This is a genomic window from Arcobacter sp. ISO1 (assembly GCF_058105185.1).
Map to the genome: position 1 here is coordinate 270,394 of NZ_CM176573.1, position 22,718 is coordinate 293,111.

20 protein-coding genes are annotated in these 22,718 nt (G+C 28.0%); 13 read left to right on the plus strand and 7 right to left on the minus strand.

Annotation, left to right across the window (positions count from 1 at the left end; translation table 11 throughout):
• The first annotated feature begins 79 nt into the window (after positions 1-79).
• From AC2TY9_RS01310 to AC2TY9_RS01370, 13 genes are read left to right on the plus strand one after another with little or no spacing between them, the layout of a single operon-like run.
• The gene (locus tag AC2TY9_RS01310) at positions 80-1,507 is read left to right on the plus strand and encodes an NAD(P)/FAD-dependent oxidoreductase (protein ID WP_489778968.1); all 1,428 of its coding nucleotides are present in this window, start codon (positions 80-82) and stop codon (positions 1,505-1,507) included.
• A complete protein-coding gene (locus AC2TY9_RS01315; protein ID WP_489778970.1) occupies positions 1,479-2,960 on the plus strand; it encodes a hypothetical protein in 1,482 nt (493 codons plus the stop codon). The genes AC2TY9_RS01310 and AC2TY9_RS01315 overlap by 29 nt, the downstream gene beginning before the upstream one ends.
• A gap of 45 nt (positions 2,961-3,005) precedes the next feature.
• Entirely contained in the window at positions 3,006-3,191 is a 186-nt protein-coding gene (locus tag AC2TY9_RS01320) for a hypothetical protein (protein ID WP_489778971.1), read from the plus strand.
• Positions 3,184-3,399 (plus strand): hypothetical protein, encoded by a 216-nt coding sequence (locus tag AC2TY9_RS01325; RefSeq protein WP_489778972.1) that lies wholly within the window; start codon positions 3,184-3,186, stop codon positions 3,397-3,399. The genes AC2TY9_RS01320 and AC2TY9_RS01325 overlap by 8 nt, the downstream gene beginning before the upstream one ends.
• Positions 3,400-3,403: 4 nt before the next feature.
• On the plus strand, positions 3,404-3,838 hold the full coding sequence (locus AC2TY9_RS01330; protein WP_489778974.1) for a prepilin peptidase: 435 nt from the start codon (positions 3,404-3,406) through the stop codon (positions 3,836-3,838).
• 13 nt (positions 3,839-3,851) lie between these two features.
• Positions 3,852-6,245, plus strand: a complete 2,394-nt coding sequence (locus AC2TY9_RS01335; protein WP_489778975.1) for an Ig-like domain-containing protein — start codon at positions 3,852-3,854, stop codon at positions 6,243-6,245.
• A gap of 16 nt (positions 6,246-6,261) precedes the next feature.
• Complete coding sequence (locus tag AC2TY9_RS01340; protein ID WP_489778976.1) at positions 6,262-7,854, plus strand: CpaE/TadZ family protein; 1,593 nt, start codon at positions 6,262-6,264, stop codon at positions 7,852-7,854.
• Positions 7,851-9,455, plus strand: coding sequence for a TadA family conjugal transfer-associated ATPase (locus AC2TY9_RS01345; RefSeq protein ID WP_489778978.1), 1,605 nt, complete (start codon positions 7,851-7,853; stop codon positions 9,453-9,455). Before AC2TY9_RS01340 ends, AC2TY9_RS01345 begins: the two co-directional genes overlap by 4 nt.
• A gap of 4 nt (positions 9,456-9,459) precedes the next feature.
• Positions 9,460-10,392: a type II secretion system F family protein gene (locus AC2TY9_RS01350; protein ID WP_489778979.1), complete on the plus strand. Its 933-nt coding sequence runs from the start codon at positions 9,460-9,462 to the stop codon at positions 10,390-10,392.
• Between the two features lies 1 nt (position 10,393).
• Positions 10,394-11,239: a type II secretion system F family protein gene (locus AC2TY9_RS01355; protein WP_489778980.1), complete on the plus strand. Its 846-nt coding sequence runs from the start codon at positions 10,394-10,396 to the stop codon at positions 11,237-11,239.
• A 14-nt stretch (positions 11,240-11,253) separates the two neighbouring features.
• Positions 11,254-12,399 carry a hypothetical protein gene (locus AC2TY9_RS01360; RefSeq protein WP_489778982.1) on the plus strand — a complete coding sequence of 382 codons (1,146 nt, stop codon included), beginning with the start codon at positions 11,254-11,256 and terminating at the stop codon, positions 12,397-12,399.
• A 2-nt stretch (positions 12,400-12,401) separates the two neighbouring features.
• Complete coding sequence (locus AC2TY9_RS01365; RefSeq protein ID WP_489778983.1) at positions 12,402-12,845, plus strand: hypothetical protein; 444 nt, start codon at positions 12,402-12,404, stop codon at positions 12,843-12,845.
• Between the two features lie 8 nt (positions 12,846-12,853).
• On the plus strand, positions 12,854-14,299 hold the full coding sequence (locus AC2TY9_RS01370; protein ID WP_489778984.1) for a type II and III secretion system protein family protein: 1,446 nt from the start codon (positions 12,854-12,856) through the stop codon (positions 14,297-14,299).
• A 13-nt stretch (positions 14,300-14,312) separates the two neighbouring features.
• On the opposite strand, the gene dxs is transcribed toward AC2TY9_RS01370, so the two are convergent.
• The 7 genes from dxs to AC2TY9_RS01405 form a co-directional block, all read right to left on the minus strand.
• Positions 14,313-16,115: a 1-deoxy-D-xylulose-5-phosphate synthase gene (gene dxs, locus AC2TY9_RS01375; RefSeq protein WP_489778986.1), complete on the minus strand. Its 1,803-nt coding sequence runs from the start codon at positions 16,113-16,115 to the stop codon at positions 14,313-14,315.
• Between the two features lie 13 nt (positions 16,116-16,128).
• Positions 16,129-17,238, minus strand: coding sequence for a histidinol-phosphate transaminase (gene hisC / locus AC2TY9_RS01380; protein ID WP_489778987.1), 1,110 nt, complete (start codon positions 17,236-17,238; stop codon positions 16,129-16,131).
• 2 nt (positions 17,239-17,240) lie between these two features.
• Positions 17,241-18,308 carry a chorismate mutase gene (gene pheA, locus AC2TY9_RS01385; RefSeq protein ID WP_489778989.1) on the minus strand — a complete coding sequence of 356 codons (1,068 nt, stop codon included), beginning with the start codon at positions 18,306-18,308 and terminating at the stop codon, positions 17,241-17,243.
• Positions 18,309-18,333: 25 nt separating this feature from the next.
• Positions 18,334-19,542: a diaminopimelate decarboxylase gene (lysA, locus tag AC2TY9_RS01390; RefSeq protein ID WP_489778991.1), complete on the minus strand. Its 1,209-nt coding sequence runs from the start codon at positions 19,540-19,542 to the stop codon at positions 18,334-18,336.
• 280 nt (positions 19,543-19,822) lie between these two features.
• Positions 19,823-20,650 carry an enoyl-ACP reductase FabI gene (gene fabI / locus AC2TY9_RS01395; RefSeq protein ID WP_489778992.1) on the minus strand — a complete coding sequence of 276 codons (828 nt, stop codon included), beginning with the start codon at positions 20,648-20,650 and terminating at the stop codon, positions 19,823-19,825.
• A 2-nt stretch (positions 20,651-20,652) separates the two neighbouring features.
• Positions 20,653-21,363 (minus strand): triose-phosphate isomerase, encoded by a 711-nt coding sequence (locus tag AC2TY9_RS01400; protein ID WP_489780444.1) that lies wholly within the window; start codon positions 21,361-21,363, stop codon positions 20,653-20,655.
• A 4-nt stretch (positions 21,364-21,367) separates the two neighbouring features.
• Positions 21,368-22,564 (minus strand): phosphoglycerate kinase, encoded by a 1,197-nt coding sequence (locus AC2TY9_RS01405; protein WP_489778993.1) that lies wholly within the window; start codon positions 22,562-22,564, stop codon positions 21,368-21,370.
• Positions 22,565-22,718: the final 154 nt, after the last annotated feature.

The window sequence follows — 22,718 nt, forward strand, 5'->3', positions numbered from 1 at the left end:
ACGATTAAATAATTCTATAATAATTCCTTAAGTATAATCAGTTATTTTATCTAAAAAAAAATAAAACTATAAGGTCTTTATGAGAGAAAAAATTATAATTATAGGTGCGGGACCTGCTGGTTTAACTGCTGCTTATGAACTACTAAAAATGAATAAATATAATGTCACAATTTTAGAAGAATCAGAGTTTATTGGTGGTATATCTAAAACTTATTGTTATAATGGCAATAGAATTGATATTGGTGGGCACAGATTTTTTAGTAAAATAAAAAAAGTTAATAAATGGTGGGATGAAGTTTTAGATGAAGAGTTCTTAATAAGAGACAGAAAATCAAGAATTTTATATGAAAGAAAATTTTACGATTATCCCATTACATTAAATAGAAATACAATAAAAAATATAGGCTTTACTAGATTTATTAAGATTGGTCTTTCATATTTAAAAGCAATAATTTTTAAAAGGGAAGAAAAAACTTTAGAAGATTTTTTTATAAATAGGTTTGGGTTTCAGTTATATGCTACTTTTTTTAGAGATTATACAGAAAAAGTATGGGGTGTTCCTTGCAATAAAATAGCTGCATTATTTGGGTATCAAAGAGTTAAAGGATTATCTATTAGATCTGTTTTAATTCACATACTTAAAAAAAGTTTTGGGAATCTTAATTCAAAAAATATTGAAACTTCTTTAATTGAGCAATTCAAGTATCCAAAATACGGGCCAGGCCAACTTTGGGAGTCTGTAGCAGATAAAATTAAAACCATTGGTGGAGATATATTATTTAATGAAAAAGTAATTGCCTTAGAAATAGATAATTCTAAAATTACTAAATTAAAAACTAAAAAAAACACATATGAATTTGATTATATTTTTTCTTCAATGCCAATAAAAGATTTAATAAATACTTTATATACTGTACCTAGCCAGATTAAAGAAATTGCTGATAAATTAGAGTATAGAGACTTTATAACAGTAGGGATATTACTAAATAAAAGTAAATTAAATAAGTTAAAAGATAACTGGATTTATATTCAAGAACCTGATGTAAAAATAGGAAGACTCCAAATTTTTAATAATTGGTCACCTTTTTTAGTTAAAGATGAGAATACAACATGGATAGGTTTAGAATATTTTTGTAATGAAAATGATGAACTTTGGAAGATGTCTGAGGAAGATTTTAAAAATTTTGCAATTAATGAATTAGAAAAACTTGAATTAATCAATAAAAACGAAGTATTAGATAGTGTTCAATTAAAAGTTAAAAAAGCTTATCCTTCTTATTTTGGTTCATACAACAAATTTGATGAAATAAAGAACTATCTTAATAAATATGATAATTTATTTTGTATTGGAAGAAATGGTCAACATAGATATAATAATATGGATCATTCTATGATGACAAGTTTTGAAGCTGTAGATTGTTTAATCAAAAATAAAAACAAAGATACCTTATGGAATATAAACACAGAAAAAGAATATCATGAATCAACTAAAAGCACTAAAATTTAATTTTGTAGTATTTTTTCTTTTTTTAATTTCTTCAATATTGATTATTAAAAATCTTGGATTAACGATGCCCGATGATGGATGGAGACATTTAGCTATGGCATTCTATCCAGATAAAATAGTTTCATGGGAGAGATTATACCCTTTTTCATTATATAAAGATTTTGATCCTTGGTTTTCATGGCATTATCTTTTATCTTTTTTATTGAACTTTATGGATAAATCCACTGTACCAATTTTTGTTAACTCAATAGTATATACTCTTTTATCTTTTTGGTATTATTTAGCATTCAAAAGATTTACTAAAATTTCTACAATTTATATAATGATTTTTTCAATTGGTCTTCCTTTACTTAGTTTTAGGTATTTTTTCTTAAGACCAGATGTATTAAGTGGTCTTTTTATATTATATTTTCTCATTTTAAAAAATAAAAAAATTTTATTTATAATCCCTCTACTTTATGCACCATTTTACTATGTTTTTTGGTTTTACTTTGGTTTTATTGGATATATAACTATAATATTAAAAGATTACTACAAAACTATTATAATTGCTGTTTCTTTATTATTTGGATTTCTTTTTTATTCCTATTTTGATTTAGAAGGCTATTTAAGAATTATTCATTTTGTATTAAATAATGACATATTAACACAGTCATATAGTGTTGGAGAAAGTAAACCTTTTATTATCCCTTTAGAGTTTAAGAATAATCTTGGTTCAACAAATTTACTAATTTTATTAATGATTTTTTCTTTAATTATTTATTATGTTTTAAAACCTAAAGAGATTTTACTAAAATATATAATCTTATTTATGCCATTATTTCTTATTCAACAAAGATTCTTAAATTTGATAGAACCTTTGTTTTATTTATTTTTAATTAACTTATTTTACACTTCTTTTAAATTCATAGAAAAAAATGGATTAAATGGTTATATTAATATAATAAAAAGATTTTTTGAAGAAAAAACATATTTTTTAAAATTTCCAAAAAAACTATACTTATTTATAAATATTGTAATTATAATATTATTTTTTCTAAAAACATTTTATGATTATAAGAAAGAGACAAGTGCACTTGAAAAAACTTTTTTAGAAATGCAATTTATAAAGGAAAGCGAATACAGAGGAAAAAGAATTCTTTTTTCATCAATGGGTACTTATAGCTATATGTCAACTTATTTAAATCCAACTGGAAGCTATATTCCAAGTTGTTCTTTAGGTTGGGTAACATATAATTCAAAAGATAAAAAAACCTATTTTGAGCTATTAACTAATAATGAAAAAATAACTATGAAAAATCTCGTCTTTTTTTTGAAGAAGAATTCTCCTGATTACTTTATAGTCGATACTATGAGTACAACTAATTTAAGATTTTCTGATGATTTAATCGAAAAATCAGGGTATAAATTTTATAAAATAATGAATTCTAAGCTTATCTTTAGAAAAATTTAGTTTTTTTGTGCTATAATTTTTTAAATTCACTGTTGGAGTATTTAAATGTTAGAATTTTTAAAAAGAAGATTAAAATCAGAAAAAGGTGCAATGGATAAAATCCTAGTTACATTGTTATTAGTAATTGTAGGAGTTGCAGCTGTTGTTGGATTACAAACATGGATGAGTGACCAAAAGACTACAATGCAAGATAGTGCGAATACAAAAATTCAAGAGGCTATGAATGGATAAAAAGGTAAAGTTTTCTTTACCTTTTATTATGTCATTTAATTTTATATTAAAATCAGAAAAGGGTGCTATAGATCGTATCTTAGTAACTTTACTTCTTGTATTTGTTGGTATTGTCGGGTTAATTGCTATAGAATCATGGTTTTCACAGCAAAAAGAAATTTTAAAGAATGAGTCTAATACAAAAATTATTTCAATTACAAACACATAATTAAATGATTTTCACCTTATCATTTTACATATTTTCACTTCTACTCTCATACACAGACTGTACTAAATTTAAAATACCAAATATCACACTTGCTACATTATTTTTATTTTTAATAACATTTGGTTTCCTTGAAGATAAACTAAACTACATATCATTCATTATTTCACTTGTAATTTTAATATTTTTTGTTATAATATTATTAATAATGCCTAAACAAATTTTAGGTGGTGGGGATATCAAATATATTATGGTTGTAGCTATATATTTAGAACCTTTATTATTTCCATTATTTTTAATTTTTACAGGCCTTTGTCAAGCACTATTTTTAATTTTTATTCAAAAATATAAAAGACGCAAGGTTGCGCCTATGGCTCCGGCTATTTTTATGGCTGTTTGTTTAACAGAAATATTCTATAAAATAGGAATTTATCAAATTTAAAAAAGGGGATTATTTGAAAAAAGCAATATTAGACCAACTTTTTTTAGGTTTTCTACTTCTTATGGGAATAGTAACTTTCGTTGCAACAGTAAATGATGAAACCTCAACAAGAAATTATATTTATGATTTGAAAGCTCTAGTAAAAAGTTCTGCAAATGCTATGGCAAGATATTATGAATCAAATATTGATATGTGTACTGCACAAAATATAACTACTTCAATTTTAAATCAACAAAAATTAGGAATTGAAACTTTATCAAACCAACTTGTATCTTACAGATGGTGGGATAGTGATGGAGATGGTGAACCTGATCAAGTTACGGCATCTATTGTTCAGCACCCTTATGATACTTTTTGGTATAGATTTTTTGATAAAAATGATTTTACAGTAGGCCCATTTTCTTGGACAGAGCCAGTTAACACCCCTAGAAACGTTACCATCACTTATGGTGGAGAAGATGCTGGATTTACAAATATGGTTGGACTTTATGATTTAGATAATAACAACTGTGTTACAAACACAAGAATTATCTTAGCAAACTCAGATGACCACAATCTTGTTGGAGCGTTATTGAACAATGGTACAGCAATAACTAGTCCACCGACTCACGTTTTTTTAGTTTCGGATGGTTATGATTTTTTTGCAAATGGCTATGATAGACCTGATGTAGGGGATACAATGACATTTGGAGACAATGGTAATGAAACTCATTGTTTTGATAATGTGTCAGGAAATCCAACTGTTAATATTAATGGTATCAAAAAAGAGAATGCCAATGTTTACTTTGAGCATAATGAATTAAATGGAGACGGTTATCCTCACATACAAATTATCCCTGAAAGTGTTTGGACTACATATAATGAATTTGTTGGAGGATATGGAGCTTTTGCAGGACAAGGAACACAGACTTATGATGATTTTATAGATCATTGTAATGTAGTTAATTATGATAATAATCAGTTCAATAATATTCCTGATATTACAAATGATCCAACAACAAGTTATAAAGAAGGTATAAATGATTGTATCCATGATATAAATGATGAATATAGATATGCTATGGAAGATTTAGATGGTGGTGGAGATGAAGACTTTAACGACATCTTTTTAAATACAACTAGAGTAGTAATTCCAAATCAATTAAACACTTATAGTGTTTTAAGTGATGGGTCTATAAATTTAACTTGTAATGGTAATGCTCAACCATCATTAGTTTTAAGTTGCCCTGCTCCAATTGATGAAAATACAACATCAACTTTTTCATTTACTTCATCTGATGATAAATGGATATCTTCCCTTACAGGTTCAGCAATTAATGGCTCAATTTCAATTGGTACAGATACAATTACATATACACCAAATACAGATTTTAATGGTGATGATATTATTACTATAATTGCTACAGATAATGAAGGCGCAAGTAATATCCAAACATGTACAATCACAGTAAACAATATTAATCAACCGCCTGTAATTAGTGGAAATCCAATGACTACAATACAAGCTGGAAGTATTTATTCTTTTGTACCTGTTGCTTCTGACCCAGATGGAGACAATTTAACATTTTCAATTTCAAATAAACCTTCATGGGCAAATTTTGATACAAATACAGGACAATTATCAGGTGCCCCAAATAATTCTCAAGTTGGAAATTATACAAGTATAGCAATCTCTGTATCAGATGGTTTTACTTCAGTTTCATTGCCATCATTTTCAATAAGTGTTACAGAAAATACAAACAATAATCCACCTCAATGTCAAACAATTCCAACACAAACTGCAACTGAAACTGAAAACTTTAGTTTGAATTTAGATACTTATTGCACTGATTCTGATGGAGATGATGTTACTTATACTGTTACAGCTGCTTCATTGGGCTATAATACGACAACAAATGATGTATTAAGTACAACTATTCCTGATAATACTCAACACTATTCACCAGTTATAGTAAATATAATAGCAACAGATGGTACAGATTCTACTAATACTTCATTTATATTAAACATAATTGCAAATGTTGAATGTACAATAAATGAAACTGATGATTTCTCTTCTAACTCAGAATACTGGTCAGGGGGATATAGATATAATTCCTATTATGTAATCGAAAGAGATGACTATGGTTATAAAACATATAACTTTGGAAATGGATGTAGAAATGTTGATGTTTCAATATCTTTAAACTATGCAACACCAACTAGTTGGGAGAATTATGAAAAATTAGAAGTTTATTTGAATAATACCTACTCTTATGGATTCTATGAAACAAATGGATATTGGACTCCTAAAAATTTTTCTGGAACTACAGATAGTAGTGGTAACTTAAAAATCACTTTTAGACCTAATACAAGTTGGAATGATGAATGGGTTGCAATAGATGAAATTAATATAGTTAAACAATAGTAAAGGATCTGATTTAATGGATTACAAACAGTATCAAGAATATTCAAATATACAAGGTGCTCTTGAGATTAGAAGAGAAAATGTAATAGAAATATTACAACTTTTTGTACTAATCTCAAATATTCAAAAACTAACATTTATGAAATATGATTTTAAATACAATAATTTTGTATATGGTTTTACTATCGATGGATATGATATTATTGATGATGATATCAATTTTATAAATAATAAATATTCTATTATCTTAAAAGATGGCGATGTGATTTTTGGAAAAATTACTTTTAACAAAAGAATTTGGTATAGATCTGTTTTAAGGGAACTTTTAAAAAAATCAAAAATAGCTTTAAGAAAAATATTTGAAATAGAAAAAGACCTTTTATCTCAAAATACCCCATTAAATATTTTCATAGTTACTGATAAAAATACAATTAAGTTTGCTAATAAATTAGAAACAAATTTAGATATCTTACTAAACGCTGATATTAGCGTAATCCATGATATAGCAAAAGTTTCAGATAAATTGAATTTAAAAAATTCTAAAAATATCATTATCTATACAGTACAAAACAATGAACTTATAAATGATGATGAACAAGTTTTAAGAGCTTTTAATGAGTTTGTAATAGTAGTTGGTCCAAATGATCACCACCTTTCACTTACGTGTGGAAAATTAAATATTGAAAACTATATCTCTATTGATGAATTTTCTCCTGAAAGAATCAAAAATATAATTTTAGATACAAAACATAAACTTATTAATAAAAACAAAAATGATAATAAAATCATTGCCATTGGTGGGGTATCAGGTGGTATTGGAACAACTACAGTTTCAATGAATGCTGCAGATTTAATAGCTAAAAACAATCCAAATAAAAATGTTTTATATGTTGATTTATCTACAACTAAAGCTATAAGTAATCTTTTTTTATCTCAAAATCCAATCCCTAGTGAAACAATAATAGACTTAGTAAATTATGGAGACTTTAATCTTAAAAAAAACCTTGAACTTGGCCTAGTAAAGGTGCGAGAAAACTTTTACTCAATTAATGGTATTCAAAAACATATTGATAAAGATTTAATTGAAAAAGACAATTTTATAGAAAAGATGTTGGATTATTTACTAAAAGCTAGTGAAAAATTTAATTACATAATCATAGATACAGGGGAGGCTGATGCCTCTTCACTTAAAAGTACAGTATACGATTTAGTAAATGAGATTTGGGTATTAACTGAAATGACATTACCCCATGTTAGTAAACTAAAAACATTTTACTCACTTATGAAAAGAGCTGGATTAAAAGAAAAAGTTACCTTTATAGTAAATAGAGTTAATTCATTAAATGAAATCTCTTCTTCTGATTTTGATTCAATTATGAATACAAGTTCTAAAGAAGATAAAATAAATTATCTTAAAATTCCAAATGATTATCAAACTCTTGGTAAATGTTGGAACTACTGTGAACTTGCAGCTAGTATTTCATCAGATTCTATTTTTGTAACAAACTTAGAAAGTATATTAAGAGATAAAGATTATATTGGTGATACAGTTCAAAAACCAAAAAAACAAAAAAGTCTATTTGGTTTTTTAAATAAGGATAAAAGTTGAGAAACTTAAGACTTCTAATTGCAGATGAAGAACAAAAAAAAGAGATAAAAAAGCAATCTTTTTCTACAGAAGAGCCTATCATTGAAGAAACAAAACCAAACTCTATTGCAAAAGAAAAGATTGAACAGGTAAAAAAAAGGAATAGACATAATGAATTAGTTTTCCCAAAAATTTATCTTGATTCAAAACTTTTAGAATTAGCTTATGAAATAAATGATAACTTTATGATAAATCTAAAATCAGATAAAAAAATCACACGTGATTCACTAGAAGATGTTTTACCAGAATTTATACTATCATTTAAGCAGGCATCTAAGCTTCCAAAAAATATTCTAGAAGATATAAAAGAATTTATTATAAATAATGTTATTGGGTATGGTCCTATAACTGCACTGTTTAATATTGCTAAAGATGGCTTAAATGATGTAATTGTAAATACAAAAGATTATATTGATATTATTTATAAAGGTAAGACTGTTCAAACTCCATTTACTTTTAGAAGTGAAGAAGAACTAAGAAAAGTAATTGACAAAATGCTTGCTGAAAACAATAGAAAAATTGATGAAGCCCATCCTATTATGTCAAGTAAATTAAAAGACGGTTCTAGGGTTGAAGTACAAATTCCTCCAATTGCAGCTAATGATGGAAGTTGTGTAACAATAAGAAAATTTAATGATCTTCCACTACTCTTAGAATTTTTAATTGATTCAGGACAAATGGATTATAAGATGGCATATTTTCTACTAAAAATAGCTAAAGGTAAATGTAATATTATTGTTTCTGGTGGTACTTCAAGTGGTAAAACAACTTTCCTTAATGCCATGACTAGATTCATTGATGAAAATGAACAATTGATGGTTATTGAGGATACAAAAGAAATGAAACCTCAAATGCCTTGCCATTCTATTAGACAATATGAAGCAAGAATGGCTAATGAAGAGGGAAAAGGTGCAATTCCCTTAGAATTTTTACTTCGTTCATCGCTTAGATCATCTCCTAGAAGAATCATTGTTGGGGAGTGTAGAGGTGCCGAGATTGTTGTAATGTTAAATGCGATGAATACAGGACACCCTGGATCTATGACAACAGTTCATGCCGATAATACAAAAGAAGCATTAGTAAGAATTGAAAATATGTATTTAGAAGCAAGACCTAGTGCAAACATAAATTTTATTAGAGCTCAAATTGTTTCAGCAGTTGATATTATTTTACAGCTCGTAAGGTTTCCAGATGGTACAAGAAAAGTAATTACGATTTCTGAAGTTGAAAGAAGAATAGAAGATAATTCAGTTATCTCATTAAACAATATATTTGAATTTAAAAGAGATACTAGTGATATGTCAAAAACAAAAGGTAAATTTGAAGTTGTATCAACACCTTCAAGAACAGTTAATCAAATGAATATGTTTGGTGTTGATATAGATACATCTATTTTTAATAAAGAGTTTGAAATGCCAAAATCTATGTTAATAGATGAATTGGAAAAAGATTTACCAGATAAAATGTGTGGTTGGAAAGATGAGTTTGTTGATATATTTTTACATCAAGATCCACAGGTTTTCCATAAATGGCCACATTTCCAAAAAATACAAAGAGACTAATAACGTGAATATTTTAACTATAGTTCTAATTATTATTATACCTATTTTAGTAGTACTTGTAGCTATTCTAATTTATAACTTTTCTTTAGAATATAATAAAAAAAATAGAATTATTAGTAAATTGTCAAAAGATAATAATGAAATATTAGAAGGTAGTAAAAAAAGATCAAGATTAAATAAAAAAGAGAGAAATTGGTTAGGGAAAAGATTAACCTATGCTGGTTACTCTTCACCTTTTTCTGAAACTGTATTTATAATAATTTCTGGTGCCTTTGGTTTTTTATCAGCTATATTTATAAACTTTGTAATTACAAATACCATTGTATTTGCAGTTAGTGCTGTAATATTTTCATTTTTCCCTTTATTAGTTTTAAAAAAATTGATTGATAATAGATTAGAAGAGTTTAACTTTGCATTAAAAGGAATAATAGACAAAGTAACTAGTATGATGAAAAGTGGTGTTGGTTTTGAGCAAGCTTTAAAAAAATCGGTTGCCACATCAAGATCTAAATTTGCAAAAGAGGTATTTACTTTATATCTTGTTGAAAAAGATATTGTAGGTGAAGATAAAGCTTTCCAAAAAATGTTTACTCTTGTAGAATCAAAAGAGTTAAGAATCTTTTATCTAACTATCTCAATTGGTAGACAATCAGGTGGTAAGTTTTCAAATACTTTAGAAAAACTAAGAAAAACTTTACATGACCAAGGTGAGATAAAACAAGAGATAACAGCTTCAACTAGAGAAATAAAAGTGGGAAGTTATATGATTATTGCTTTAGTGATTTTTATTTATAAAATGATGGATAGTTCACTAGATGGTATTTTAGATGAACATTTTTTTGGTACTAGTGAAGGTCAAGTACAAATGTTCTTTATTGCTGTTTGGGTAGCATTTGGTATCTTTGTAAATAATTTATTAACAAAAGTTAAGGGATAAAATGGATTTAATTTATTTTTCACCAATAATTTTAGTGATTTTAGGAATTCTAGTTTGGTATTTATTTGATTCAAAGGGTCAAAAAAAACAAATAGTATCATTATCAAAACTTGATGCAGTTGGTATTGTTGATCAACAAAAAGAGTTAAATAAAGGGATAGAAGAAGATCGCTCAAAAGATTTATACTTTAAACTAGTCCAAGCAGGACTTACCAAAAAAGAATACAATGAAGGTAAATTAGTATTTGCATTAATAGGTATAATTGTATTAGTAGCCCTACCCATACTATTTGGTCTAAATATTGTAGGAATAATTGGAATTGCTGTTGGTATAGTTCTTTTACTATTTGGAGGTCCTATATATATAAGCATATCAAAATCTGAAAGAGTTGAAAAAATAAATAATGACCTTGGTGTCTTTTTGGATTTAATTAATGTAATATTAGAAGCTGGTGGGGGATTAAAAAATGCTTTTTTTACAGTTTCAACAAGAGCTCATGGAATATTAGATGAAGAACTTCTAAAAGAAGTAGCAATACTTGAATATGAAATGACAAATTATTCTACTAAAAAAGCCTATGAAAATCTAAAAAAAAGAGTTGATTCCGAGGACATAGGGAAAATAGTTGATTTTTTAATTTTGAGTGAAGAAGCAGGAATTGGAGTAAAAAATATATTTTCTACACAATCAGATGAGATGAGACAAGAAAAGTTTTATAAAATTAAGGGTAAAGTAAATACATTAAATATGTACTTAATGTTAGTTATTTTTATATTTGTACTTCCATCACTAGGGGCTTTTATAATCTTTCCTTTAATGGCTGGGAAATTAGAATTTGGAATGTAAAATGAAGGGGAACTATGAAATTCAATAAACAAGTAGCAATAATATTAATTCTACTTTCTATGTTACTATCTGCAATTGCAGTATCAGTATATTTTTATCAAGAAAACCAAAAAGTTGTTGCAGATAAAAATAGATTAGTTAAAATTTTTGTTGCAAATAAAGATATTAAGAAAGGTGCATTAATTAGTGAAAAAGATATTAAAAGTACAACAATTGCAAGACAATTTGTATTAACTAAACCACTACTTCAAAAAGAGATAGTTAACAAATATGCGAAAGAAACCATTTACTTAAATGAGGCATTTTTAAAACAAAAGTTAACAACAAAAGTTGAAGAGAAAAAACAAGAAAAAATTGACTTCAAATACAATAGTTACAATATGCAATATAAGATGTTTAGAAACCCTAACTTTACATTAGAGCCAAATGATTTAATCAAAATTGTATCTGTTACAAATGAAACAGGTGTATCAGTGCAGTATGTTATTAAAAACATACGAGTATTAGGGTTTCTTGCAGATGGATTACCTTCAGAAAAAGCAATTTTCAAAAAAAAGATAAAAAAAGTAGTAAAAAAGAAAACAATTGAAGAGATTGTAAATATGAGAGCCTCTGAGTTAATTTTAGATATCAAAGAAAAAGATATGTTAGCTTTAATAGAAGATTGGAATAAAGGTAGCCAACTTTGGATGGTAAAATCAAGACTAGAACCGGAAGAAGATCAAAAAGAAGAAATCAAAAAAATTGTTAAAAAGAAAGAACCTCCAAAAAGTTTACAAAAACCTAAGTATGTAAAAAGATTTTATCCTATAAAAAGATATTATCCAAAAATTAATACTGAACAAAAAACTGCAATAATTGAATATGCAGACAAACCTTCTTTGAAAAAATCAAAGACTGTTAATCTACAAAATGATTTGACAAAAGAGTGTTCAAAAAATGACAATCTATTACTTATAACATCAAATAAAGCGTATCTAAGAAAAATGCCATCTATTAGGTCTAAAATAAGTAAAAAGATATATAAGAACTATGTTTTAGCACATACTGGTTCATCTAAAATTAATCCAAATTGGTTTGTCATTTGCGATGGAACTTATATTCAGAAAAAAGATGTAAAAGAGATATCATTTAAAGAGTATAAAAGGTTAAGAAAATAAGGATGGATAGAAAAACTATCAAAAATGAAAAACAAAGTTTTAAAAAAGCTTATATTGAAAATATCCTTTTATGGATGGTGATGTTTATAGGTTTTGTAACTCTGTTCTTCTTTGTTATAGATTATGCAACAATTGTAAGAGTAAAAGATAATATGGATGCTATTTCAGATTATGGGTCAAGAAATGTTGCTATTAATGGTATAGGTGCTGATTTAACTGCCAATATTAATGCAATGAAAGTGAATGCAATAAATAATGTAGCAGCAGATACAAATTCAATATGTGGTTTTAATGCCAATGGTGCGTATCAAGTTATTTTTATTACTCAAACGACAAATAGCTCTTATAAGTTTTTTGGGAACAACCTTGTAAGTAAAAGAGTAGTGTTTAATGAAAATAATTCAAATACAATAACATGTACATTAAATATCACTTTATCAAATTAGGAGAGAAGATGAAAAAAATTAATTTTATTATATTAATACTACTATTCTGCATTTCTTTAGATGCATCTGAAACTAAAGCTGTAAAACAGGTGGATTTTGAAAATAAAATTGTGACTGTAGATTTAAATGGTTATAAAATTCTTAAATTCACTAAAACAATTAAAAAAATTAATTTTGATTCAAGTGATTATATTGAAGCTGATTTTTTAAAAGATAGTGATATCCCCTTAGCAACATTAAAAGTAAAAGGGAAAAAAATTGGTAAACAAAGTGCTATTGTAACGTTCCAAGATGATTCAGTTGTTACCGTTAAATTTAATATAGTTAAAAATATGAATGATATAATTCAACTAATTAATCATCTTTATCCAAACGTACAAGTCTCGCAAATCAATGATACAGTAATACTACAAGGTCATGTTAAAAATCAAACGCAAAAATCTAAACTTATTGAGATATTTCAAAAATATGGGATTGATACAGAAGCTCAATTAATTGATTTGATTAAAGATAACTACTCAACTAAAATGGTCAGAGTAAAAGTTTATGTGGTTCAAATAGATAACAATAATACTGAGGAACTTATTAATGATTGGACATTTAGTAATAACTCTACAAACGATACATTAAGTGGTAACTTTAATGCTAATATTACAAGTTTAACTGGGGGGTTAACACTTGCTGCACAAACATTAGGTTCAGATTTTAATCTAGGTGTTACACTAAATTATCTAAGAAAAAACAATGCTGCAAGAATAGTAAATGAAAGCACCTTGATTATGAAAGAGAATCAAGAAGCTAAGTTTAATACAGGTGGTAAATTTTTTATTAAATCATCAACAACAACTGCTGAAGGTGTGCCTTCAACTGAGTTAAAAGAGATTGAATATGGTCTTAATATCTCAATGAAAGCAAAAAAGATTATTGAAAACCAATATATAGATTTTGAAGCAATGGCAAAGATTGATGATGTTGATTATATTAATACTGTTGATGATATTCCAGGGTTAGTTGGTAATGAAGTTACGACTAACGTACTAATAGAAAATGGTTCTACTATTGTTTTAGCTGGACTTTTAAAAGCTGATTACAGTCAAGATAAAGAAAAAATCCCAGGATTAGGTGATATACCTTTATTAGGACAATTGTTCTCAAGTAGATCAACAAATGATGAAAACTATGATTTAGTGTTTTTCATGACTCCTGAAATAGTTGACCCAATGAACCACAATGAGAAAAAACTACTAAAGAAAAAAATTGGGGTAATTAAAAATAGAGATTATGATAAACAAGAGAATAATCTTTACAAAAAAAATAGAATTCAAAATAAAGACAATAAAAACAAAAAACTTACAAAAACAACTAAAAAAATAGAAAAGAAAAAAGAAAAAGTTGAATTAACAGATGAGGAAAAACATCAACAAAGGGTAAATAAAATACTTTATGGAAATTAACTAGTATTTATTACTAGTTAATTTTTTCTACTATTAAAGAGGGATGTAAAAATAAACTCTCTTCAACTTTCTTTGTATCTCCATGGGGAATAAAATTATCTTCATATTCAAATGATGTAACACTTACAAAAAGTTTTTCTTTATTTAAAAATTCTAAAATTGCACTTCCTACACCACCTTGTTTTTGAGAATCACTAAATACATACCAATCATTATATTTTTTTGCTAATTCAGATAACTTCTCTTCATCTAAAGGTTTTACAAACCTTAAATCTAAAATTGCTATATCTTCTTCATGAAGTTTTTCAGTTTCACATGCCCTACTAACTCCAGCACCATATCCTATAAAAAGTTTATTAGAACTTCCTTCTTTTAAAAGTTCTGCACGTCCTAGCTCAAAGGGTGATGTTTGAAATTCAAGTTCACTAAAAGCACCTCTAGGGTATCTAATAGCACATGGACTTGAAGCAGTATATGCAAATTCTAAAGCATAGTTAAGTGTTTCATTATCTCTAGGGGCACAAAGAATCATATTTGGAATAAATCTTAAATAAGATATATCAAAAGCCCCTTGATGAGTTTCCCCATCATTTCCTACAATACCTGCTCTATCAATAGCAAATACAACTGGAAGATTCATTAAACATACATCATGAATAATCTGATCAAATCCCCTTTGTAAGAAAGTAGAATAGATTGTTATAAACGGTTTAAAGCCTTCTTTTGCCATAGCAGCCATTGAAGTAACTGCATGTTGTTCTGCAATTGCTACATCCCAAAATCTAGTTGGGAACTCTTTCATTAGCTTGTCAATTCCAGTTCCACTCGGCATTGCTGCAGTTACTCCAACTACATTTTCATGTTTTTTTGCTAAGTCTAAAAGTGCATCAGCAAAAACTGCTGTTGCAGATTTTCCTGCATTTTTCTTAACAAACTTTCCATTATCAATATTAAAAGGCCCTACCCCATGCCAACACTCATGTTGACCTTCAGCAGGAGCGTAACCTTTTCCTTTAACAGTTCTTGCATGAACAATAACAGGTTTTTTCATATCACGTGCTATTTCAAGTGTTTCAATAACTTCTTCAAGATTATGCCCATCAATAGGACCTATATAGTCAATTCCCATCTCCTCAAAAAGTATTCCAGGAGTAATAAGCTTCATAGCCTCTTCCATTCTTTTAGCTATATAAGTAGTCCCTTCAGGCATATTATTTTTAATAAACCTATCAACTCTTTCCTTAAAACTTTGATAATATTTTCCTGCTAAGATTTTTGACAAGTATTTTGAAATAGCACCAATTGGTTTTGCAATTGACATCTCATTATCATTTAAAATAATTACTGTAGGATATTTCTTATCCCCAAGTTCATTTAAAGCCTCGTATATCATCCCTGCTGTCATAGAACCATCCCCTATCATAACAATAGGAATTCTATCTTCACCTTTTAGTTTTATGGCTTTAGCAGCGCCAACTGCAAGGGAAATGGAAGTTGAACTATGTCCAGCTACAAAATAGTCTGCATCAGATTCTTTAGGTTTAGTAAAGCCACTTAAGCCATCAAATTGTCTAATCGTTTCAAATTCATCCCATCTATCATTTATTAATTTATGTGGATAACATTGGTGAGATACATCATAGATAAAAGGATCTTTTTTTACATCAAAAACTTTATGCATTGCGACAGTTAACTCAACTGCACCAAGTGTAGAAGAAAAGTGTCCACCTTTTCTTGATACAACATCTATAATCCTATCTCTGATATCTTGACAAACTACTTCTAACTCATCAAGGCTCTTTTCTTTTATTTCCATAATTCTAAACTCTTTATTTTTTTAGTTCGTCCAATACTTTATCTAATATTTTGAATACTTTTGTATTTTGTTCTTCTGATCCAATTGTAATTCTTATTGCATTAACACCATAACCTGTTAAATCTCTGATAATGATACCTTTTTCAAGTAAATTTTGTGCAACTTCTTTAGAACTATACTTATCTTCAAATTTCAATGTAATAAAATTTGTGTAACTATCAATATAAGAAAAACCTTTATTTACAGCATACTCTTCATATCTTTTCATCTGCTCAAAATTTAATTTAATACACTCGTCTACAAACTCTTCATCTTTTAGTGCTTCAATAGCAGCAGCTAATGATAGTGTACTAATATTAAAAGGAGGTCTTAATTTGTACATAGTTTTTATAATATCAACTTGCCCTATTCCATATCCAGTTCTCATCCCACCTAAAGCATAAGCTTTTGAAAAAGTTCCTAAGTAAACTGCATTTGGGAATTTTTCTATTAAATCTGCAGGATCAATTCTCTTTTTTGAATCTTTAAATGCGGCATACTCTTGATATGCTCCATCAATAACAACTAAAGTTTCACTATCAATTTTTTTTAAAAAATTATAAACATCACTTGTATCTAAACACTCACCTAATGGATTATTTGGTAAACATAAAAATATAATATCTGCGCCATGCTCTTTATACATAGCTTCAAACTGCTCTAAATTATGTTCATCATCTGGTGTTCTTAAAATTGTAGCTCCAACTTGTCTACCATAAATTTCATACATCGCAAAAGTTGTTTTACTCATTAAAATTTTAGAGTTTTCATCACATTTTGCTTTTACTAAAAAATCAATTACTTGGTCACTTCCTGCTCCAATTACAATATTTTCACTAGTAACTTTAAATTTATTAGCAAGGGATTCTTTTAATTCGTACATTGAATCATCAGGATACATAAACATATTTTGTGAAAGTTCTTGAATTTTTTTAGTTACTTCTGGTGAGGTACCGTATGGATTCTCATTTGAAGCAAGCTTTACAATATCTTTTGTATCAACTCCATATTCTCTAACTACAAGTTCAATAGGCTTACCAGCTTCATAAATTTTACAGTTATCCAAAATTTTATTAAATTTCATTTTTAAATATCCTCTACTTCTTTAACATATGAACCTAAGAATTTTATAGATTCACTATGTTTATCAAAAATTGTTTTTACATTTTCATCATCTTTATGTCCATTGAAATCAATAAAGAAAATAGAAACACCCTCTACAATATGTGATTTAATTTTCGTTAAATCAATCCCTGCTTTATCAAAATCAGTTAAAAAATCTACTAATACCCCTTGTCTATTTGGAAGATTTACTAAAATAGAAGTTTTATCATTTCCACTTTGGGCATTTTCAAAATCACTTACAATAAAAAATCTTGTTTTATTGTTATCTTTATCTTCAATATTTTCAAATAAAATTGGAAGATTATAAATCTTTGCTCCAACATGGGAACAAATTGCAGCACTTCCTTTTTCATTTAAAGCTAATTTTGCAGCTTTTGTTGTTGACTCAACAGGTATATGCTCAACTTCATCAAGTCCAACATTTTCTAAAAATCTACTACATTGATCAAAGGCTATGTCTTTAGAATAAATTCTTTTTATATCACTTACTTTATCACATGTTGTTGCTAGAGTATGGTGAATATTTAAAACTACTTCAGCAATAATTTTAAGATCATAGTTTGAAAGACAACTAATAGTATCACTTACAATTCCATTTGAAGAGTTTTCAATAGGGATAACTCCAAATTTTGCTTTTTTTGAACTAACTTCTCTAAATACACCTTTAATAGAACCAATTGGTAAATATGAACTCATTGCACCAAATCTACCCTCAGCGGCTTGATGAGTAAAACTTCCTTCAGGTCCTAAATATGCAATATTCTCTGGAAGTTCAAAGTTTCTAGAAATAGCAAAAATCTCTAAAAAAAGTGCCTCAATTGCATTTCTATTTAGTTTACCATCATTTAATAATTCAAGTCTATCAATAATAGCTTTTTCTCTTTCAGGTCTATAAATTGCTCCACCACTTTGTGCCTTTAACTCCCCAACTTGATGAACAAATTCCATTCTTTTATTTATAAGTTTCAATAACTCATTATCTATTGAGTCTAACTTATTTCTTAATTCTTGTAGTCCTGTTTCACTCATAACATAACCTTTTTTATTGCTTCTTCTATTTTATAAACTCTTCTTCTAAAGCAATGATATCTTCAAAAGTCTCTCTTTTTCTGATTAATCTATCTGCACCATTTTCAACTGCAATTTCTGCAACTTTTCCTCTTGTATTATAATTACTTGCCATTGTAAAACAATATGCTCCAGCTGAATAAATAGCAACTAGATCATTATGTTTTGTTTGAGGAAGTTCAATATTTTTAGCAAAAAAATCACCACTTTCGCAAACAGGCCCAACTAAATTACAATCACTAAATTCAGTATTATCATTTAAAACTTCAATTTCATGATATGCATTATACAAACTTGGTCTAATAAGATCATTCATAGCTCCATCAACTATTACAAATCTTTTCTCACCATTTATTTTTTCATATAAAACTTTTGTTACAAAAGTACCACTATTCCCTACTAAAAATCTTCCTGGTTCACATACAACTGTAATATCAAGACCAAACATTGTTTCTAAAATAGCTTGTGCATATTCATTTGTATCAATTAACTTTTCATCAGAATAAACAATTCCAAGTCCCCCGCCAACATCTATAAAAGAAAGTTCTATTTTAAGTGCAGAAAGATTTCTTACTAGATCAGCAATAATTTGAACAGATTCTTTAATTGGTTGAAGCTGTGTTAATTGTGAACCAATATGACAATGGATACCTGTTGGTTCTAAATTATCTGAATTTTTACATTGAATATACATTCTTTTTGCTGTATCAATATCAACACCAAATTTATTTTCATGTAATCCAGTTGAAATATACGGATGTGTTTTTGGGTCAATATTTGGATTTACTCTAATAGAGATTCTTGCAACTACATCAAGCTCTTTTGCAATAGTTTCTACTCTTTGTAACTCTGCCTCTGATTCAACATTTATCATTAGAATACCAAGTTCTAATGCTTCTTTTATTTCAGAATCAATTTTACCAACACCTGAAAAGATAATTTTATATGGAGCAATTCCAACTTTTAATGCTCGTCTTACTTCACCAATAGAAACACAATCAGCTCCTGCACCCAAAGATGCTAGATGTTTAATAACTGATAGATTTGAGTTTGCTTTTACAGCATATGCGATTAAAGACTTTCTTGCTTTAAATGCAGTTTTTAACTCTTCATATTGATTTGTAATATAATCAAAATCATATACATAATATGGTGTTTGATATTTATTCGCTAATTCTTTAAAATTAATACTCATTTTTTTCCTATAACAATTTAAATTAAAATATTTAAAACAATCCTACTCAAACGGCTTCGTGTTGGGTAACCCCGAAATTAAAATTTTCTCCCCTAACACTGCAGAGGTTGTTCGTACAACTGTTTTAAATATTTTTTGAACTATCTATAGTACTGATAAATAAAATTTAGATTTTTAGAATAAATCAAGGCATGAAAAAATCTTTACTAGGAGTTTACTAAAGTAAATGACTAGTTAAAGATTTTTTTGTAAACAAAGATTTCTTCAAAAAGCTAAAGAATTATTTATCAGTACCATTCCATGCAATTGTAGGCCTACCATTCTCATCAAAAGTAACTGCTGGCATTCCCATAATGTTATAACCACAATCCACATAATGAATTTCACCTGTTACAGCTGAACTTAAATCACTAAGTAGATACATACCTGAGTTTCCAACTTCATCTATTGAAACATTCTTTTTTAGTGGCGCATGGGCTTCATTCCATTTTAACATAAATCTAAAGTCACCAATTCCAGCTGCTGCTAAAGTTTTGATTGGTCCTGCACTAATAGCATTTACTCTAATCCCATCTTTTCCTAAATCTTCGGCTAAATATTTTGTTGTCATTTCTAAAGCAGCTTTTGCTACACCCATTAAGTTATAGTTTGGAATATATTTTGCTCCACCATAATAAGTTAATGTTAAAATTGAAGAGCTATCAGATAATAAAGGCTTTAACTCCCTTGTAACTTCAATAAGTGAATAAACAGAGATATCCATAGCAATATCAAATGCCTCTTTAGAAATATCATAAAATCTTCCAGAAAGTCCCTCTTTTGGAGCGAATGCAATTGAGTGAACGATAAAATCGATTTGTCCCATATCTTTTTCAATTGATTCCTTTAGAGCTTTAATCTCTTCAGGTTTTGAAACATCACATGGATAAACATAATCTGCACTTCCAAACTCTTCAGCAATTGGAACAACTCTTTTTTTAAGAGAATCATTTAAATAAGTAAATGCAATCTCTGCTCCTTGTGCAGCACATTGTTTTGCAATACCATAAGCAATAGATTTATTATTTGCAACTCCTAAGATTACACCTTTTTTACCCTTCATAACCATCTTTATAATTCCTTTGTATTTTCTAAAATTTGTTTAAAATCATTTGCATTCCATGATGCAGTACCTATTAATGCACCATCAACGCCGTCTAGAGCACATATCTCTTTTACATTAGCTACTTTTACAGAACCGCCATAAAGTAATGGCTTATCAATTTTTTCTTTTATTGCACTATGTACTTTTGTAATATCTTCTTCAGTGGCTGTAACTCCAGTACCTATTGCCCAAACTGGTTCATAGGCTAAGATTAAATTTTCGTAATTTGTATCAATCCCAACAAACTGCTCATAAATATACTCTAATGTTTTTTCAAGACCACTTTGTTTAACCTCTAAAGGCTCTCCAATACAATATACTATTTTATAACCTTTACTTTTGTAAAACTCGTACTTTTTAGCAATATTTTCTTGAGATTCTCCTAAAACATGTCTTCTTTCACTATGTCCAATTAAAATTGTTTTTATATCAAATTCATCTAATTGTTCAGTTCCAATTTCACCTGTAAAAGAACCTTTTTCAGTTGCATAAGCATTTTGTGCACCAATAGTTAGAGTTGAAGCTGTTGAGAAAGAATCTAATGAAGTAGCAGTAGGGAAAACTATTACTTCATTTTCTATTTTATTTTCTTCTATAAAACCATTAATCTCTTTTATAAAAGATGCTGTGGTTTTTCTAGTGTGATTAGTTTTAAAGTTTGATGCAATTATCTTCATCATACTAGTCCTCTAAAACCAAAGCTTTAACACCAGGTAAAACTTTTCCTTCAATTAATTCTAATGATGCTCCACCACCAGTAGAGATAAACGTCATATCCTCTTCATCTCCAGTTACTCTAACTAAGTCTGCTGTATCTCCACCACCAACAACAGTTGTTGCAAAAGATTGTGCAACAGTATTAGAAATTCTAGTACTTCCTTTAGCAAATTTTTCCATCTCATAAACTCCCATTGGACCATTCCATAAAATAGTATTTGCATCAGAAAGAGCAAATCTAAATAACTGAGCAGTAGCAGGTCCTATATCGAGTCCCATCCATTCACTTGGAATCTCTTGAGCAGTTACATGTTTAGCAATTGCATCTGCATCGAAAGCCTCAGCAGCAACAATATCTACAGGTAAATATAGCTTAACCCCTAGCTCTTGCGCTTTTTGCATGATCTCTTTTGCATCAGGTATTAAATCATCTTCAACTAATGATTTTCCTACTTCATACCCTTGTGCTTTTAAAAATGTAAAGGCCATTCCTCCACCAATTAAAATCTTATCAACTTTTGTAATTAGGTTATGTAAAACCTCAAGTTTTCCAGAAACTTTTGAACCACCAATAATTGAAACAAATGGTCTTTTTGGCTCTTCAATAATTTTATAGAAAAACTTAATCTCTTTTGCAAGTAAAAAACCTGCTGCTTTGTGGTTGATATCAAAAGATTTAGTAATAGCTTCTACAGATGCGTGAGCTCTATGAGATACACCAAAGGCATCATTGATATAAACATCAGCCATAGATGCTAGTTTTGAAGCAAACTCTTCATCATTTTTCTTCTCACCTTGTTCATATCTTAAATTTTCAAGTAATAAAATTTCACCCGCTTCAAGATTTTGTGCAATTTCAAGTGTGTCTTCACCAATTACATTTTTTGCCATTTTTATCTCTTGTTTTAAAAGAGTATGTAATCTTTTTGCCACTGGTTTTAAAGAATATTTTTCTTCTCCTGGTTCAGATGGTCTACCAAAGTGTGATGCCAAAATAATTGAACAATCTCTATCAATACAGTATCTAATTGTATTTAATGCACTTTTTATTCTTCTATCATCTGAAATATTATTATATTCATCCATAGGTACATTAAAGTCACATCTAATAAATACTTTCTTCCCATCAATATCAATGTTTTTAATCTCTTGTAATTTCATTTTTCCCTCATTTTAAACTGTATTAAATTTGTGTCAAAAATTGTTCACACACCTAGCAAAGTTATAACTATAAATTTATAATCAATTCCCCACTTAATTAACAAAATCGTGGATATTTTATCCAAAAATTGCTATAATATTATTTAATCATTGT